Here is a 17,881-nt window from a genome sequence, read left to right on the forward strand (position 1 = left end):
TAGCAATGTAAATTTATTAAATGAAAGAAAGGAATGAAACAGGGATATGAAACTTGTTATAGACGCAGGGCACGGTGGATATGATTCTGGTGCTGTTGGTAATGGGTTAGTAGAAAAAAACTTAACACTTCAAATCGCTAGACGTGTTCGGGACATTTTATCTGCCAACTATCCAATTACTATTAAAATGACACGTGATAGTGATGTGTTTATCTCTTTATCAGAACGTGCTAATATTGCTAATTCTTTTGGTGCAGATTACTTTATCTCATTTCATATAAATAGTGGCGGGGGTACTGGTTTTGAAAGTTATATTTATAATGCGTTATCTAATAGTAGCTCCGCATATGCAAAGCAACAAAAAATGCATGCAGCAGTCAATCCTGTATTAACAAAATACGGTCTTCGTGATCGAGGGGCAAAAAAAGCAAATTATGCGGTACTAAGGGAGACTGCAATGGATGCAATTTTAACTGAGACTGCTTTTATTGATACAACATTTGATGCTAATTTATTGAAAAATCCACAATTTATTGAGGATCTAAGTCAAGCGTATGCAAATGGAATAGCAGCTATTTTTGAAATATCTCCAAATCCAAATCCTCCGAATCCACAACCCCCCAACCCGCAGCCAACACCACAAACGAAGGGGATTGCTTATATCCTTGGGAAAAATGTAAACTTAAGAAGTGGTCCATCAACGTCCTCTTCAGTTATTCGTCAACTAAACTCTCCAGAATCGTATGTCGTATTTCAGGAAAGTAACGGATGGTTAGACTTAGGAAATGGACAATGGGTGTATAATGACCCTTCTTACATTAATTTTGTAAAGACGAGCAATAATGATGGAAGCGCAATTGGTGTCGCATATATACAAGGAATGAATGTGAATTTAAGAAGTGCTCCATCAACATCTTCTTCAGTTATTCGTAAATTAAATAAACCGGAATCTTATTTAGTATTTATTAATCAAAACGGATGGTTGAACCTTGGTGGAAATCAATGGGTGTACAATGATCCTTCGTATATTAAATATACCCAATATTAGGAATTAAATTTATAGTGTGTTATGGATGCGTATCTTTGTTATGTACAACATAGATACGCATTTTAAATTAATAAAACGCAGAAAATTCCTTCTTTTAAGTTTGGATAAGTTGTACAATAAAACCAATCATGGAATAAAGGAGTGGGAAGGAATGAAAGCTACTCATAAAGATTGGATTTTATTTAACGGAAGAATGGTAAATATGAAGGAAGAACAGCCGATGGTGGCATTAGAAGAGCGAGGCTTCCAATTTGGTGATGGTATATATGAGGTATTCAGACTATACGATGGTAAGCCTCATTTATTAGATTTACATTTGGACCGTTTTTTTAAATCCATGGAAGAAATTAAACTAATTCCACCATTTACAAAGGAAGAATTAGTGGAAGAGCTGCATCAAATGATTGAAAAAAATCAATTTCAAGAAGATGGAAATGTATATTTGCAAATATCAAGAGGCGCCCAACCACGTAATCATGTATATGAGTCAGATCTACAACCTACATATTTTGCAAATATTGTTTCGTTCCCAAGACCAATCGCTACGATGGAAGCAGGTATAAAGGTAACGGTAGAAGAGGATATAAGATGGAAATTTTGTCATATAAAATCTTTAAATCTCCTTCCTAATATCATGATTAAAAATAAAATAAATGAACAAGGGTATCAAGAAGCGATTTTAGTACGAGATGGAGTTGTAACAGAGGGATGTCATTCCAATTTCTTTATAGTTAAAAATGATAAACTGATTACACATCCAGCTGATCACTTTATTTTGCATGGTATTACTCGTCATTATGTTATAACATTAGCGAAAGAGTTACATATTGAAGTAGAAGAACGAGAATATTCATTACAAGAGGTATATGAGGCTGATGAGTGTTTCTTTACGGCGACACCACTTGAAATATTCCCAGTTGTTCAAATTGGTGATGAACAGTTTGGAAGCGGCGAAAGAGGGACAATTACGAAAAAGCTACAAGCTGCATATGAGGAAAGTATTAGTTTGTTTAAAGTAACAAATTAATAATGAAGAAAAAAGCTGGTATTCTCCCAGCTTTTTTTCATGATATAATTCAACCATAGGACAAGTTTTGAAAACGCTGTTAAAAGGGGATTTAATGTATGAATTATGAAGATTTTAAAGAAGTAATTCACGGTAGAAGAAGTGTTAGAAAATTCACGGAACAAGAAGTGTCCACAAGTGATATAAAAGAAATTATTGATTGTGCTCGTTATGCACCGAGCGATACGAACTCACAAACATGGGAGTTCTTGGTCATTATGAATCGAGAGAAAATTAAAGAAATTGAACAAATGACATGGGATGCATTACATAAACTTGCGGCAAAAGCAGCGGAAAATGGAGAAGAAAAAGCAGGGAAATTACTTACACGTTCTTTCGGGCCATATGCGACAGCTTTCTCAGAAGCGCCTGTATTAATTGTATGTTTGGCAACACCATATGAATCAAAGTTTCGTGAAAAGATATTTGATCCAATTGCTTTTGTGCCAGATTCAGTTTGGGAAGAAGAAGGAATTAAGAGTAGCTGTTTAGCAGCGCAAAACTTAATGTTAGCTGCACATGCAAAGGGGCTTGGTACTTGTCCAATGACAGGACCGGTACTATTAGCGCAAGATGAGTTGCGACAATATTTACAAATTGGGCCCGAAAAACAAATAAATATGGTTATTTCACTCGGATTTCCGAAAGATAAGCCGAAGAAACTTCCAAGAAAAGAAGTAGATGAGATTACAACATTTGTTTTTTAAATGCTATTTATAGAAAAGACATTGAACTAACAATGTCTTTTTATTTTTGGGGGTATTTAATTAATATGTTGGGCTAAAATGATAGATAAGAAGGAATTACTATTTATTTCATAAAAAAAATTAATGTTCTATTAAGGAAAGTATGATACATTAATCGTGAGCGAGTTTCTATTTGTTCATGAAAGTGTTAAAAGTAGTCTTAAAATTAAAAAGTTATTTTTGTATAATAAATTATAATCAAATTACAGGGGGGATGAATTTTGAAGAAATTCATAATCGCTGGATTGTCTGTATTGTTATTAGTAGGTTGTGCTGCTCCAGAGGAAAAAGAAGATGCACAATCTAATCAGAAAGAACAAGTTGTAAATGCAAGTGATGAGAATATAATCGTATTTCCTGAAGGAGCAACGCCGATTGGTGAAGGGGAAGTAAAAGTAAAAACACCAGATGGAACTTCTGAAAATGGCAATATACCGACTGTATTTATCAAAAAGGACACTTTAATTCAGCAAGTTGAGCTAGAACTTTCTAATTTTCAAAACGATAAAGACACATTCGTATTTGTAGATCAAGTGTATGCAGATACACATCAATTAACTAGTACAACACAGACAACAGTACAATTAAAAGAAAAGACTCTTGAGACAGGTAGTCATACAATTACTGCCGTTCAGTTTGAAAACAATGATCCGAAAGGAAAAGTTATAAGTTTTAATCAAGCGTCGTTTGAGACAAAGCCAGCGTCTTAATATGGATAAAAGGCACATTACTCCAAAAGTAGTGTGTTTTTTGTTTGGATTTAATGATGTAATAGTGAATAATTTGTTTTGCGTTCTAGTAGTAATAAGAAATCACTTATTACTACTATGACAGAGAAAGAGGTTGAAGATGTGAATCGGTTCGCTCGTATCGTCTTGATTAGTATGATGATGTCAGTAATTTGGTTAACTATACAGGAGGTTATTCAAATTACGCTTCATTATCGAATCCATGATATGCTAATAGGAACGGTATGTTTTGTCTTTGTGTATCTGTTTTATGATAAACTCGGATTGAGGTAAGTTTTGCAAGGGAAATGTAGGTATTTCATTTGAAATGTCGAATAGTACATACAATGTCGTAATAACAAATTTTCTATTGTTTACTGTGAAACAGAAAAAGGAGAGATAGTAGTTATGAAACGAGCTCTTATTAATATTGACTATACATATGATTTTGTAGCTGAAAAAGGTGCTTTAACTTGCGGGAAACCAGGCCAAGAAATTGAAAAGGAAATTGTACATATAACGAAGCAATATATTGAAAATGGAGATTACGTAGTATTTGCGATTGATAAACATGAAGAAAACGATGTATATCATCCAGAAGCGAAGTTATTCCCACCGCATAATATAGCAGGTACAAATGGAAGAGACTTATTCGGTGAATTACAAGATGTATATGAAAAATATAAAAATGTTGAGAATGTCTATTACATGGATAAAACGCGATACAGTGCATTTGCTGGAACGGATTTAGAGATGAAGCTTAGAGAAAGAGGAATAGAAGAAGTTCATCTTGTAGGTGTTTGCACTGATATTTGTGTTCTTCATACGGCAGTAGACGCGTATAATAAAGGGTTTAAAATTGTTGTTTATGAGAAGGCAGTTGCATCTTTTAATGCGCAAGGACATGAATTCGCACTTGGGCATTTTAAATCTTGTTTACATGCAGAAGTGAAATGAAAGGAGGCCTTCAAAAAGGTCTCTTTTTTCCGTTTAACGTGGGGAGTATTGCAGACTTAAAATAAAGTCGTTTATAAAAAATTCTATTGTCATCTCCCTTTAAATTATGAAAAAGGGTATATTTATAGAAGAACATTTAACAAGTTTTCAGACGATCAATATGTAATTACGATAAATCAACTTTGTATGAAATTTTCATTAGTAAGGAAGTGGATAGATGAGTTTATTAACGTATAGTGAGGAGTTTTTTAATTATGTAAGGGAGTTTTTACTCTTAAGATTTTTACTATTTGCTTTAGTTCTTATTATTATTTCGTTTGTTATAAACCGTATTATTGATTGGTTTTTTAGAAAATCGAGCTTTTTTGATGAAGAGGTAGAGCAGACAATTCAAAGTGTAATTCGATCTATTTTTAGATATATCATTATCTTCAGTCTGATCATATATTTAATTAGTCAATTTGTAGATATAAAAAGTATTCTTGCAGGTGCAGGGATAGCAGGAGTTGTCATCGGTTTTGCGGCACAACAGATGCTGAAAGATGTTATATTAGGTTTCGCAAGATTAGCGGACAAAGAGTTTCGTGTTGGCGATTTTGTTACTTTTAACGGAACCAATTCAGGGACGATTGAGGAAATTAGTATTCGTTTTATGCAAATTCGTGAATGGTCAGGAAAACTACTCACCATACCACACGGGGAGATTAGAACGATACAGAATTTTAATAAAGGATGGATGCGAGTGATTGAAAGGATCACGGTAAGCTATCAGGAAGATCCCACAAGAGTTAAGGGATTATTAGAGGAAGTATGTGTTATTTGTAATGAGAAATTGGATCAAAGTCTATATAGAGTAGAGGACGAGGCAGCTGAGCCGTTTAAATATGTTGGTGTTACAGACTTAAATCCTAACCTTAAATATGTTGGATATGAATTTTGTATTACAGGTTTGATTAAGCCAGAAGATTATTTTGAAACTTCTAGACAAGTAAGATTTGAGTTAATGTCTATGGTTCATAAAAATCAAGTACAAATGCCCGCAGCGAATATGTTCGTTACTACTGAAAATTTACAGCATATTCAAGGGGGACAATCTTTATCAGATAGTTAAAGAAAACTAGTTAATTTCTGTATTTATTTAGAATTTGGATTTGTAGATTAGCAAATGGGGATCTTCTAAGAAATTAATATTACAACGTGGCATATTTCAATAACAAGAATTATGCTGCTAAAAGTTGAAGTGAACATTGATATAGAAAAAGGGCTGAAGAAATTCAGTTCTTTTTCTATTTGTAGAATTTAGAAATTTCTAAATGTTATAATGGTAGTTGGTGATGAGAATGAATTTTGATGAAAAAGAGATGCATCGTTTAGAAGCATTAAAAGAAATTGCTGAATTATTAAATGAAGCAACTAATTTACAGGACATGTTAGAAAAAGTGTTACATACATTGTTAAAAGTTATGAATTTACAAACAGGGTGGATATTTTTCATTGATGAAAGAGGAAAGCATCGTATGCTTGTAGATCAAAACTTACCACCAGCTCTTACGTGGCAAGAGAAACAGCCGATGTGTGAAGGGGATTGCTGGTGTGTAGAACGGTTTGTGAACGGGAGATTAGAAAAAGCAACAAATATTATTGAATGTAAACGAATAGAAGATGCGATTGAATGTCATTTGGGTGAGACAAAAGATGTTACACATCACGCAACAATTCCGCTAAGATCTGGTTCAGAGAAGTTCGGTCTATTAAATGTGGCCTCGCCTCATAAAACACATTTTTCTGAGGAAGAGTTAGCGTTATTAGAATCGATTGCATTTCAAATTGGAACGACAATACAACGTATTCAGTTAGTGGAGAAAGAACGTAAATACGTAGTTGTAGCTGAAAGAAATCGACTGGCTCGTGATTTACATGATTCCGTTAAACAATTGTTATTTGCAATTATGCTAACAGCTAAAGGTACTCTAAATATGACGAAAGATAGAGACTTGCAAGAGATGTTAAGTTATATTGGAGAATTGTCACAAGAAGCATTACAAGAGATGACACTTTTAATTTGGCAATTAAGGCCGGAAGGATTAGAAAAAGGATTAGCAGAAGCAATTCAAAATTACGGAAAGCTGTTAGGGATTCATGTGGAAGTTCGAATTGATGGAATGGTTTCAATTGGAGATGAAATAGAAGAAGTTTTATGGCGTATTAGTCAAGAAGCGATACATAATTGTAAAAAACATGCTTCGTGTGAAAAAGTGTATGTTCATTTAAGGATAGAAAATAATCAGTTATATTTTTACATAGAAGATAACGGAATAGGATTTATACAAGAGCAAGTAAGGGAATCTGCACTTGGTTTGAAAAGTATGAAGGAACGAATTGAATTAATGAGGGGAGCGTTTCAAATAACAACAGAGCCGAAAAAAGGTACAAAAATAGAAATTCAATTACCGGTTTGAAGGAGAGAAGATAGGTGAAGATTAAATTGCTATTAGTTGAAGACCATCATATCGTTCGAAGGGGACTTGTATTCTTTTTGAAAACAAGAGAAGAATTTGAAATTATTGGGGAAGCTGAAAATGGTGAAGAGGCACTATGTTTTGTACAAAAAGAAAAACCGAATGTCGTACTAATGGATGTATCTATGCCGAAGATGGATGGAATTGAGGCAACAAAACGTATTAAAGAATACGATGAGACGATAAAGATACTGATGCTAAGTAGTTTTTCGGAGCAAGATTATGTTTTACCGGCACTCGAAGCTGGAGTGGATGGTTATCAATTAAAAGAAGTACAACCTGAGCAACTTGTTGCTTCTATCATTGCAGTACATCAAGGGAATACGAATTTCCATCCGAAAGTAACACCTGCATTATTAGGGCGTTTGGCAGTTAAAAAAGAAAAAAAGAATCCGTTTTCTATGTTAACAAAAAGAGAGCAAGAAGTACTTCGTGAAATTGCGAAAGGAAGAAGTAATAAGGAAATCGCAGCAGAGCTTCATATTACAGAACAAACTGTGAAAACACATGTTTCGAATGTTTTGGCAAAATTGGAAGTGGATGATCGTACACAAGCTGCATTATACGCAGTGAAACATGGGGGGGAATAGAAATAAGTGTGAAGTGTTACATGTTATGGAGAGTTTACGACAAAGTACATAAGAATAAATAAAATATATTATAATGCTAAATAAAGGTTTTTCTTCGAATACATCCCCGAAACGATTTGGCTAATAATTCAAATATTGTTCAATATTTTACAATAAACTTGTAAAATTACATGCTATGATAAACATGTAATGATGATTGAACACTTAAATTTAGCACAAGAATTAGCTAAAACAGTGAGGACAAGAGTTGAGAGATGAACTCATTAAAGCTCTAATACACTAAAGGGGAGATCACATATGAAAGCAGTAGTGGTTAATAAAAACAGCAAAGCGAACATCGAAGTGATTGAAAAAGAATTACGTCCGTTACGTTCAGGAGAAGCGTTAGTAGATGTAGAGTATTGTGGAGTTTGCCACACTGATTTACACGTTGCAAATCATGATTTTGGTAACACGGATGGCCGTATACTTGGTCATGAGGGTGTAGGTATTGTTACTAAAATTGCTGATGGTGTAACTTCACTTAAGGTTGGTGACCGTGTAAGTATCGCATGGATGTTTCAATCTTGTGGGCGTTGTGAATATTGCGTAACTGGTAGAGAAACATTCTGTCGTGAAGTTAAGAATGCTGGTTATTCAGTAGATGGTGGTATGGCTGAGCAATGTATCGTTACAGCCGATTATGCAGTGAAAGTACCAGAAGGATTAGATCCTGCTCAAGCGTCGTCAATTACATGTGCAGGTGTAACTACATATAAAGCTATTAAAGTATCAGATATTAAACCTGGTCAACCTATAGTAATCTATGGTTGTGGTGGATTAGGTAATCTAGCTATCCAATATGCGAAGAATGTATTTGGTGCAAAGGTAATTGCAGTAGATATAAATGATGATAAATTAGCATTAGCAAAAGAGGTTGGTGCTGATATGACTATCAATCCAATTTCTCAAGGTCCTGCTGATAAAATTGTACAAGAGGAACTGGGTGGCGCATATGCTGCTGTAGTAACAGCAGTTTCTAAAGTAGCCTTCAACTCAGCAGTTGATGCAGTACGTGCTTGCGGTAAAGTAGTTGCGGTAGGTTTACCGGTAGAAACTATGGACTTAAACATTCCACGACTTGTACTAGACGGAATTGAAGTAGTTGGTTCTCTAGTCGGTACTCGTAAGGATTTAGAGGAAGCATTTATGTTTGGCGCAGAAGGCAAAGTAGTGCCGGTTGTTCAAACTTGTCCTCTAGATGAAGTACAGGATGTATTTGAAGAAATGGAACAAGGTAGAATTCAAGGGCGTATGGTAATCGATTTTAAACAGCACAAGTGTAATTGCGATAGCAAATAATTTACTTTGTTTAAAGCAACGTCGGTGTGAAGCTCTTTAAATAATAAAAAGTTAGGTTTATAGGCATGATTTCGGTATCGAACCGGAATCATGCCTTTTAATTTTGTCTTAATCCTTTTGTAGTAGTGAATATAGCCCTCCAATTTTTGTTTAATCTGTATACATAGAAAGTATGGGCGAACTAATCCGTTATCCACGGTGGGTTAATGGATTTAACTGAAAAAGCATTTGCAGAAGATCCAAAACTGGATGGCATGAAAGATGTCCCAACATAAAAATAAGAATAAATAAAATGAAGTTTTCATAAATAGTAAAAGGGTGATTATGTCATCAATGTAGATAAGAAATGGTGTTACATATGAGAAGGGCGTGTTAATAAATTATGAGGTGGTTAAATGGGAAATAAGCAGGTGAGGAATGTAAAGGAAGAAAAGAAGTTATGTCTTTGTATGATTGTAAAAAATGAGTCTAGAATTATGGAAAGATGTTTAAATGCTACAAAATCAATTGTAGATTTTGTTTCTATTTGTGATACCGGATCTACTGATAGTACACCTGAAATCATTGAAAATTGGTGCAAGGAAAATGAGATACCGGGAACGGTCCATCATGAGCCATTTAAAAATTTTGGTTATAACAGAAGTTTAGCTGTTTCATTGGCACAGAAAACGTATCCGGAAGCAGATTATTTATTAATACTTGATGCGGACATGATTTTAGAAGTGGAGCCAGATTTTGATAAAAGTAGCTTAACTGAAGATCATTACCTTACATTGCAATATGATATTCATATTAAATATTGGCTTACACGTCTTTTAAAAGCTTCTTTACCATGGAAATCTGTCGGTGTTACTCATGAGTATTGGGATATAGATCGTTCAAAAGTTGGAGCGAATTACAACACGAGAGTAGCTAGGTTAGAGTCTCTTGTCGTTAATGATCCTGGGGATGGTGGAAGTAAGGGCGATAAATTTGAAAGAGACGAGAGGTTGTTGTTACAGGGGATAAATGATCCGGAAACTACGCCAGATTTGTATATAAGGTATTTATTTTATTTAGCTCAAACTTATTATCATCTAAATCAATTTGAAGATTCGATTAAATGGTACAAAAAACGAGTGGAAGCTGGAGGGTGGGTTGAAGAAGTATTCTATTCGTTATTACGAATAGGATTTTGTTATGAACAGTTAGCAAATCGTTCAGCAAATAAACAACATGAAGTAACAGAGGCGGATGAAAAAGAACAAGTTAAGAAACAAGAAGAGCAATATGTAGCATTAGCAGTTCTTTATTTTCAAAAAGCGTGGGAATATAGACCAAATCGAGCTGAACCATTATACCAACTTGCAAGAATGTATCGACTAAAATCTCAAAATAATATTGCTTTGATGTATGCTCTGCAAGGGAAAGAAGTTCCTTTCCCGAAAGATGATCTTCTATTTGTAGATTATCATGTGTATGATTACTTGTTTGACTATGAAATTTCTATAAGTGCTTTCTATATACCTCACAAAAAACATTTAGGTGCAATGTCACAAAAGTATTTGGAATCGATAAAAGAAAAGATACCGCTGCATATAGCAAATATGGTAGAAAGCAATGCGAAATTTTATTAAATACATTTTTGGTTAAAGGAGTAGTGGAGGAATCATGGAATTAATACGATGGGCGATTGAACTAGGGGAATCGGTGCATGGAAATACGTATGAAGAATTGATGCCACTACTAGATTATTATTATGATCGTGATCATTTAAAGGCGTATTGTATCGCGAATCTTCTTTTAAATATGGATGTACCAGAAGAGCATCGACAAAGAATCGAATTAAGAAGGTGCATTGCTGCTTATTACGCAGGATTATATAAAGTGGCAAAAAAACATGCAAATGAGTTGTTAGTTCGACATCCTGATGAGGATTTATATAAAAATAACTTGAGATTAATGGAAGCTTATTTGAATAAAGAATATGATTATTGTCTTTTTATATGCCCAAAGACGTATGGTAGTTTCATAGATGTTGCGCGAGCTTTAAAATGGCGATTGGAGCAGGAGGGAAAGACAGCAATAATATCAGAAACAATACTAGAAAATGTGAAAAATACAATAGTTTTTGGAGCATATACGTATGCATATAACCCGAGCCTTCTTCCGAAAGATGCAATTATATATAATTTAGAACAACTATACGAAGGAAGTCCATATGCGAACCCGCTTTATTTATTATTATTAAGAGATAGAGTGATTTGGGACTATAGTAAACAAAATATAGAATGGTTAAAACAAAAAGGGGTAGGAAAAGAAATAAAACATGTAGGAATGAAATATGCTCCAACTTTAGAAATAAAAAAAGATGTATTTGAAGATGAGATCTCTGAAGATATTGATATCCTGTTTATAGGTACTCTTAATCCGAGACGGCAGGCTATTTTTGATCAATTAAAAGTAGTTGCTCCAAATTTAAATATTGTTTTTAAAAATAATGCGTGGGGAATTGTTAGGAATGAGTTAATTGCTAGGTCTAAAATTATATTAAATATTCATTTTTATTTATCAGGAATTCTTGAAACACCTCGGATTTCTCATGCAGTCGCAAATAAGAAATTTATTATTTCGGAAAATAGTAATCCAGAAGACGAGATTGAGTGGCCAGGAATTATATTTACTCCGTATGAACAAATTATAGAAAACGTAATGAAATATATAGAATTACCACAAGAACGAAAAGAATTAGCAAAAAAAGCGTATAACCATTTTGAAGCAAATGAAAGTATAGGTACATTGAGTCAGAAAGTTGAAGAAAAGTAATTGTGCGAAACTCATACGAAAGTATGAGTTCTTTTTTCGTTTATCATACTATTTTATCAAGGTAGTTCACTCTATATATTGTATTTTATATAGAAATTTCTGATAATATATAAGTATAACTTGAAAACAAAGGGGAGAATTGATTATGAAACTAGTCGTTATTAACGGTACACCAAGAAAATTCGGTAGAACTCGCGTGGTAGCAAAATATATTGCAGATCAATTTGAAGGGGAGTTATATGACTTAGCAATAGAAGGGTTACCATTATACAACGGAGAAGAATCGCAACGTGATTTAGAGGCAGTAAAAAATTTAAAAGCGTTAGTGAAAGCTGCGGATGGAGTGGTATTATGTACACCAGAATATCATAATGCGATGAGCGGAGCGCTGAAAAATTCGTTAGATTATTTAAGTAGCAGTGAATTCATTCATAAACCTGTTGCTTTGTTAGCAGTTGCTGGAGGCGGTAAAGGGGGAATAAATGCATTGAATAGTATGCGTACTGTTGCCAGAGGCGTTTATGCAAATGCAATCCCAAAACAAGTTGTACTAGATGGCTTACACGTGCAAGATGGTGAACTAGGAGAAGAAGCAAAACCATTAATTCATGATTTAGTTAAAGAATTAAAAGCATATATGAGCGTATATAAAGAGGTGAAAAAACAACTAGGAGTTGAGTGATAAATCAATCGTTTGAAAAAACACTTCTGCCTCCCTTTCTTTTTCTATATAATAAAAAGAAAGGGAGTGCAAATTTATTTATGAACAAATGGATCTTATTTATAATCTTCTTACTACCGCCACTATACATAATTTATATGACATTTCGAATGAATAAAGTTGCTCGTGAAAAAGTGAGTAATCACTCTCCATACGTTCTTATATTAGGTGCAAAGTTATTTGGAGATAGACCGTCTTTATCTCTTCAAAATCGTTTAGATGTAGCGTTGGAATATTTATATTCTCATCCTGAGGCGAAAGTAATTGTTTCAGGTGGCCAAGGGGAAGATGAAGATATACCAGAAGCTCACAGTATGAAAAGCTATTTAATGGTATACGGTATAGACGAGAGTCGAATTTTATTGGAAGACCGTTCTACAAATACGTATGAAAATATAAAGTTTAGTATGGATTTATATGATGTAACACATGCGGTAGTTGTAAGTAACACGTATCATTTATATCGAACGAAAATAATTGCAAAGCGTTTAGGAATGAAGATGGAGGCATTAGCTGCTGAAACACCAAGTCGTTCTAAGAGAAAAATGTATGTGCGTGAATATGTTGCTATTATGAAAACGATACTGTTCGACCGTTAGAGCTCAAATGGGAGCTCTTTTTTTATCCCTCTATTTGCGAGCAGTAAGACACGCACCACAAAAATTAGGCGCGTGTGAGGAAGTTAGGTGGACGCCTGATTGCCCGTAAAAGCCCGATTGGTGTGTGCTAATAATTAGAGAGGGATGGACAAAGTCCTCTCTAATTAAAGTTTCTCTTTATAGAATAATGCGTATCATTTGAAATGAAGTCTATATTCCAGCAAAATAAAGGAAACAACAATAAAGGAGTTGTGTTTGTGATTCAATTTAATCATGTGTCAAAATCATATGAAGATGGCACAAAAGCAGTGGATTCATTGCATTTAGAAATTAAAAAAGGAGAATTTTTTGTTCTCATTGGTCCGAGTGGCTGCGGGAAAACAACGACAATGAAGATGATTAATCGTTTAATTGAAACGACAGAAGGCTCAATTTTAATCGATGGAAAAGATATTCAACAATATAATATAAACGAATTACGTTGGAATATAGGGTATGTGCTGCAGCAAATCGCTTTGTTTCCTCATATGACAATTGCTGAAAATATTGCAGTTGTCCCTGAAATGAGAAAATGGAGTAAGGAAAAAATAAAAAATCGTGTTGATGAACTTTTACATATGGTTGGGTTGGAACCAGATGTATATCGCGATCGTATGCCTGATGAATTGTCAGGAGGGCAAAAACAACGTGTCGGTGTCGTACGGGCATTAGCCGCAAACCCGAAAATCGTCCTTATGGATGAACCATTTAGTGCGTTAGATCCATTAAGTAGGGAACAACTGCAGAAGGATATTGTACAATTACAAAAAAAGATTCAAAAAACAATCGTGTTTGTAACTCATGATATGCAAGAAGCTTTATCTCTTGGAGATCGAATTTGTATTATGAGAGAAGGAAAGGTTGTTCAATTAGATACACCAGAAGGCATTATACATAGCCCGAAAAATGAATTTGTTGAGGAATTCATTGGAAATCGTGGACGACCTTGGTATGAGGGGAAAAGTATAGAAGATGTATTGACATTTGACGAAAGTATGCAAGTAGAAGGGGATACACTTTCAATACATGCTTCTTTACAAGAAGCGCTAGTTCGATTACAAGTTGAAGAGGTTGTCCCAGTTGAAGAAGATGGTCAATATGTTGGAGCATTAACAAGTCGTCATATTGTCAATTATATTGTTGAACAAATGAAGGAGAGAGGCTAAACAGTGACTGATTTTATTCAAACGTTCCAAGAACGAAAAGTAGAATTGCTGAGTGCATTAAGTGAGCATCTACAAATATCGCTTATTTCACTATTTTTTGCAGTAATTATTGCGGTGCCGCTTGGCATTGTATTAACGAGAAAAGAACGAATGGCTGAATTTATAATAGGAACTTCTGCGGTTATGCAGACAGTGCCATCACTGGCGTTACTTGGACTATTAATCCCGTTGGTGGGAATTGGAAAACTCCCGGCTATTATCGCATTAGTTGTGTATGCACTATTACCTATTTTACGAAATACATATACAGGAATACGGGAATTAGATGAATCTCTAATAGAAGCAGCGAAAGCTATGGGGATGAATAGCTGGAGAAGGTTGTGGAAGGTAGAACTTCCTCTTGCATTGCCAATTATTATGGCTGGTATTCGTACGGCGATGGTATTAATTGTAGGAACAGCTACATTGGCAGCTCTAATAGGCGCTGGTGGGCTCGGTAAACTCATATTACTTGGTATCGATCGAAACGATCATGCGCTTATCATTTTAGGAGCCGTACCAGCCGCGTTACTCGCTTTATTCTTTGATATAGTACTTCGCATGCTAGAGAGCCCGAAACGCTCCTCTAAGCGCGTTATAGTGACGATGTGTATAGTTGTTGTAGTAGTCGTGTCTCCATTTCTTTGGAATACACAAAAGAAAGATATTGTTATTGCTGGCAAACTTGGATCTGAGCCAGAAATATTAATTCAAATGTACAAGCAATTAATTGAACAGGATACAGATTTACACGTAGAATTAAAGCCGGGTCTTGGAAAAACAGCATTTGTATTTGAGGCCTTGAAATCAGGAGAGGTTGATATATACCCAGAATTTTCAGGAACAGCGTTATCTACGTTTGTGAAAGAAGAACCAAAGAGCACAAATCGTGATGAAGTATATGAGCAGGCTCGCATTGGAATGGAAAAGAAATATGATATGAAAATGTTAAAGCCAATGGAGTATAACAATACATATGCATTAGCCATGCCGAAAAAAATAGCAGATCAAAATAATATAAATACAATTTCTGATTTGGGAAATTTTGCACAAAATGCTAAAGTAGGATTTACATTAGAATTTGCTGATCGTGAAGATGGTTATAAAGGTATGCAAAAATTATATAACTATAAGTTTTCAAATGTTAAAACGATGGAACCGAAATTACGCTATAGCGCGATTCAATCAGGGGATGTTAACGTAATTGATGCATATTCAACAGATAGTGAATTGGAGCAATACGGACTTAAAGTGCTAAAAGATGATAAAGGGCTATTTCCTCCTTATCAAGGGGCACCCTTATTAAGAAAAGAGACGTTACAGAAATATCCTGAACTAGAAAAGGTGTTAAATAAATTGGCTGGAAAGATTACAGATGAAGAAATGCGAAAAATGAATTATGAAGTAAATGTAAATGGTAAAAAGAGCGAAGATGTTGCAAAAGAATTTTTAAGAAAAGAGAAATTACTTCGTTAATTTTACAATAAATATTCAATTTTATTTGTGTGAAATGACCGTTCATTACAAAATGAACGGTTTTTTTGTGCATACTTATACATTTTTTCAAAAAAGTATTCCATTTTTCTTCATTTTCTTTTAGAATAAGTAATGTTTTCCTGAAAAAATATAAGAGAGACGTCTATTAGAGAAAAGGTGACTTTAATAGTTGAACGAGCATAACACCTAGAATGACAGATGGGGTGGTACAAATAGAAAAGAAGTTAGGATTTTTTCCATTAATCGCATTAGTAGTTGGAACGATGGTTGGTGGCGGTGTCTTTAGTTTACCGCATGATTTAGCAGTAGGAGCAAACAGTGGTGCAACAATAATTGGCTGGTGTATCACAGCAATGGGAATGATTCCGCTCGCGCTTGTATATCAAACGTTAGCAAGACAAAAACCGGAGCTTGAGGGCGGGATTTATAGTTATGCACGTGCTGGTTTCGGTGAATATATTGGTTTTAACAGTGCCTGGGGCTACTGGCTTGCAGGGATTTTAGGAAATGTCGCAACAATTATGTTATTGTTTAGTACATTAGGTTATTTCTTCCCAATTTTTAAAGGTGGAAATAATGTTGCATCAATAATCGGTGCTTCTCTTTTATTATGGACGCTGCATTTTCTTATTTTATTTGGAATTCGTGAAGCTTCTATAATGAATGTTATCGCAACGATTGGGAAATTAGTTCCGATTGTACTATTTATTGCCGTAATGGTAACGGCATTTCGTTGGGATACATTTACACATGACTTTTGGGGCGAAGGAACAATTTCAGTTTCCTCTGTACTAGGTCAAGTGAAAAATACAATGCTTGTAACGCTATGGGTATTCATAGGGGTTGAGGGAGCGGTTGTATTATCTGGAAGAGCGAAAAATAGCCGTGACGTAGGAAAAGCGACAGTACTTGGGCTGATTTTAGTAATGTCTATTTATATTTTAATTTCTGTTCTGTCAATGGGTGCAATGACACGAGGAGAACTTTCCGCTTTAGAAACTCCGTCAATGGGACATGTATTAGAACATGTTGTTGGACCATGGGGGGCAATTGCAATTAATATCGGGTTAGTTGCTTCACTTGTAGGTACATTAATTGGCTGGTTTTTACTTGTTTCTGAAATTTCTCACGTAGCAGGAAAAGATGGCGTGTTTCCGAAAGTCTTTACGAAAACAAATAAGAAGCAAACGCCGCATATGGCATTGTGGATTTCAAATATCGTTGCCCAAACTATATTTATAATTGTTCTGTTTTCAGAATCGACGTATCAAATTATGTATTTTATTGCGTCAACATCTATTTTATTACCATATTTATTATCAGCGTTATTCCAATTCAAATTAGTCATTACAAATGAAATAAAAGATGCAAAAGTAAAAAACGGCTTGTTAGCTTTAATTGCCTCAATTTACTCTGTTTGGCTTATTTATGCAGCTGGTTTAAAGAATTTACTACTCGTTTCAATTGTATATGGAATTGGGATTATTGTTTACGTGTTTGCACGAAAAGAAAAAGGGAATCGTTGTTTTACAGGTATAGAGAGATATGTAATGTGGGCAATTGTTATTGCAGCTATCACATCACTTTATATGCTTGTGACAGGAAATATAAAAATGTAAAAGTCCTTTTAATTTAAAGGGCTTTTTTCTTTGTTTAGAGAATATTTAATACATAAGATATTCAGGAGGGATGAACATGGAAGAAAAAGAACAGTTGTCTAGAATAATTGAATTAGCTAGTGAGTTAAGGAAAGTATTAGTACAAGAATCTTTTTTTAATCATCATCCTGAACTACGAGGGGTGGTTGAAAATTTAGCGAGTTCTGTAGAGAATTTAGCGGGATTACAGCAAAATAAAGATGAAAATGCTGAAGATCGATTACGATATGTGCTTGCTAAAATGAAAATTGCTCATAATGCTATTTTACAAGAGAAACAATCATTTTCTTCTCATTGATATATGTTTTATTATTAACCTGGCGGATAACGTCAGGTTTTTTATTTCTAGTTTTTCTTTTTTT

At 34.5% G+C, this 17,881-nt stretch carries 18 protein-coding genes and 1 pseudogene; 18 read left to right on the forward strand and 1 reads right to left on the reverse strand.

Annotated features, from left to right (window positions below; translation table 11 throughout):
* The first annotated feature begins 46 nt into the window (after positions 1-46).
* From COI75_RS20215 to adhP, 10 genes are all read left to right on the forward strand, one after another.
* Positions 47-1,048, forward strand: coding sequence for an N-acetylmuramoyl-L-alanine amidase (locus COI75_RS20215; RefSeq protein ID WP_000779877.1), 1,002 nt, complete (start codon positions 47-49; stop codon positions 1,046-1,048).
* A 151-nt stretch (positions 1,049-1,199) separates the two neighbouring features.
* Entirely contained in the window at positions 1,200-2,075 is an 876-nt protein-coding gene (gene dat, locus COI75_RS20220; RefSeq protein WP_000648390.1) for a D-amino-acid transaminase, read from the forward strand.
* A 98-nt stretch (positions 2,076-2,173) separates the two neighbouring features.
* Positions 2,174-2,821 (forward strand): nitroreductase family protein, encoded by a 648-nt coding sequence (locus COI75_RS20225; protein ID WP_001105301.1) that lies wholly within the window; start codon positions 2,174-2,176, stop codon positions 2,819-2,821.
* A gap of 260 nt (positions 2,822-3,081) precedes the next feature.
* Entirely contained in the window at positions 3,082-3,570 is a 489-nt protein-coding gene (locus COI75_RS20230; protein WP_000713448.1) for a hypothetical protein, read from the forward strand.
* 117 nt (positions 3,571-3,687) lie between these two features.
* Positions 3,688-3,882, forward strand: coding sequence for a hypothetical protein (locus tag COI75_RS27700; protein WP_080013213.1), 195 nt, complete (start codon positions 3,688-3,690; stop codon positions 3,880-3,882).
* 114 nt (positions 3,883-3,996) lie between these two features.
* The gene (locus COI75_RS20240; RefSeq protein WP_000816756.1) at positions 3,997-4,545 is read left to right on the forward strand and encodes a cysteine hydrolase family protein; all 549 of its coding nucleotides are present in this window, start codon (positions 3,997-3,999) and stop codon (positions 4,543-4,545) included.
* Between the two features lie 217 nt (positions 4,546-4,762).
* Complete coding sequence (locus COI75_RS20245) at positions 4,763-5,656, forward strand: mechanosensitive ion channel family protein (RefSeq protein WP_000055414.1); 894 nt, start codon at positions 4,763-4,765, stop codon at positions 5,654-5,656.
* A 250-nt stretch (positions 5,657-5,906) separates the two neighbouring features.
* Positions 5,907-7,004, forward strand: coding sequence for a GAF domain-containing sensor histidine kinase (locus tag COI75_RS20250; protein WP_170958515.1), 1,098 nt, complete (start codon positions 5,907-5,909; stop codon positions 7,002-7,004).
* A gap of 14 nt (positions 7,005-7,018) precedes the next feature.
* Positions 7,019-7,654 carry a response regulator gene (locus COI75_RS20255; protein WP_000694622.1) on the forward strand — a complete coding sequence of 212 codons (636 nt, stop codon included), beginning with the start codon at positions 7,019-7,021 and terminating at the stop codon, positions 7,652-7,654.
* 297 nt (positions 7,655-7,951) lie between these two features.
* Positions 7,952-8,995, forward strand: a complete 1,044-nt coding sequence (adhP, locus tag COI75_RS20260) for an alcohol dehydrogenase AdhP (protein ID WP_000649131.1) — start codon at positions 7,952-7,954, stop codon at positions 8,993-8,995.
* Positions 8,996-9,066: 71 nt separating this feature from the next.
* On the opposite strand, the pseudogene COI75_RS27705 reads toward adhP, so the two are convergent.
* Positions 9,067-9,153: pseudogene (locus COI75_RS27705) on the reverse strand (IS3 family transposase); the annotation flags it as partial.
* 237 nt (positions 9,154-9,390) lie between these two features.
* Between COI75_RS27705 and COI75_RS20265 the strand changes: the two are divergent.
* The 8 genes from COI75_RS20265 to COI75_RS20300 all read left to right on the forward strand — a co-directional run bounded on the left by COI75_RS20265 (position 9,391) and on the right by COI75_RS20300 (position 17,817).
* Positions 9,391-10,611, forward strand: a complete 1,221-nt coding sequence (locus tag COI75_RS20265; RefSeq protein ID WP_000527130.1) for a tetratricopeptide repeat-containing glycosyltransferase — start codon at positions 9,391-9,393, stop codon at positions 10,609-10,611.
* A gap of 34 nt (positions 10,612-10,645) precedes the next feature.
* Complete coding sequence (locus COI75_RS20270) at positions 10,646-11,800, forward strand: hypothetical protein (protein WP_000420432.1); 1,155 nt, start codon at positions 10,646-10,648, stop codon at positions 11,798-11,800.
* A gap of 145 nt (positions 11,801-11,945) precedes the next feature.
* Positions 11,946-12,482: an NADPH-dependent FMN reductase gene (locus COI75_RS20275; protein ID WP_000780360.1), complete on the forward strand. Its 537-nt coding sequence runs from the start codon at positions 11,946-11,948 to the stop codon at positions 12,480-12,482.
* A gap of 80 nt (positions 12,483-12,562) precedes the next feature.
* Complete coding sequence (locus COI75_RS20280) at positions 12,563-13,120, forward strand: YdcF family protein (protein ID WP_033657167.1); 558 nt, start codon at positions 12,563-12,565, stop codon at positions 13,118-13,120.
* 257 nt (positions 13,121-13,377) lie between these two features.
* Positions 13,378-14,325 carry an ABC transporter ATP-binding protein gene (locus tag COI75_RS20285; protein ID WP_000614086.1) on the forward strand — a complete coding sequence of 316 codons (948 nt, stop codon included), beginning with the start codon at positions 13,378-13,380 and terminating at the stop codon, positions 14,323-14,325.
* Between the two features lie 3 nt (positions 14,326-14,328).
* Positions 14,329-15,840, forward strand: a complete 1,512-nt coding sequence (locus COI75_RS20290; RefSeq protein ID WP_000129153.1) for an ABC transporter permease/substrate-binding protein — start codon at positions 14,329-14,331, stop codon at positions 15,838-15,840.
* Between the two features lie 212 nt (positions 15,841-16,052).
* On the forward strand, positions 16,053-17,480 hold the full coding sequence (locus COI75_RS20295) for a basic amino acid/polyamine antiporter (RefSeq protein WP_000129454.1): 1,428 nt from the start codon (positions 16,053-16,055) through the stop codon (positions 17,478-17,480).
* A 76-nt stretch (positions 17,481-17,556) separates the two neighbouring features.
* Positions 17,557-17,817 carry a hypothetical protein gene (locus COI75_RS20300; RefSeq protein WP_000391451.1) on the forward strand — a complete coding sequence of 87 codons (261 nt, stop codon included), beginning with the start codon at positions 17,557-17,559 and terminating at the stop codon, positions 17,815-17,817.
* Positions 17,818-17,881 lie beyond the last annotated feature (64 nt).

Origin of the sequence: Bacillus cereus (assembly GCF_002564555.1) — a bacterium.
GTDB classification, from domain to species: Bacteria; Bacillota; Bacilli; order Bacillales; family Bacillaceae_G; genus Bacillus_A; species Bacillus_A cereus_K.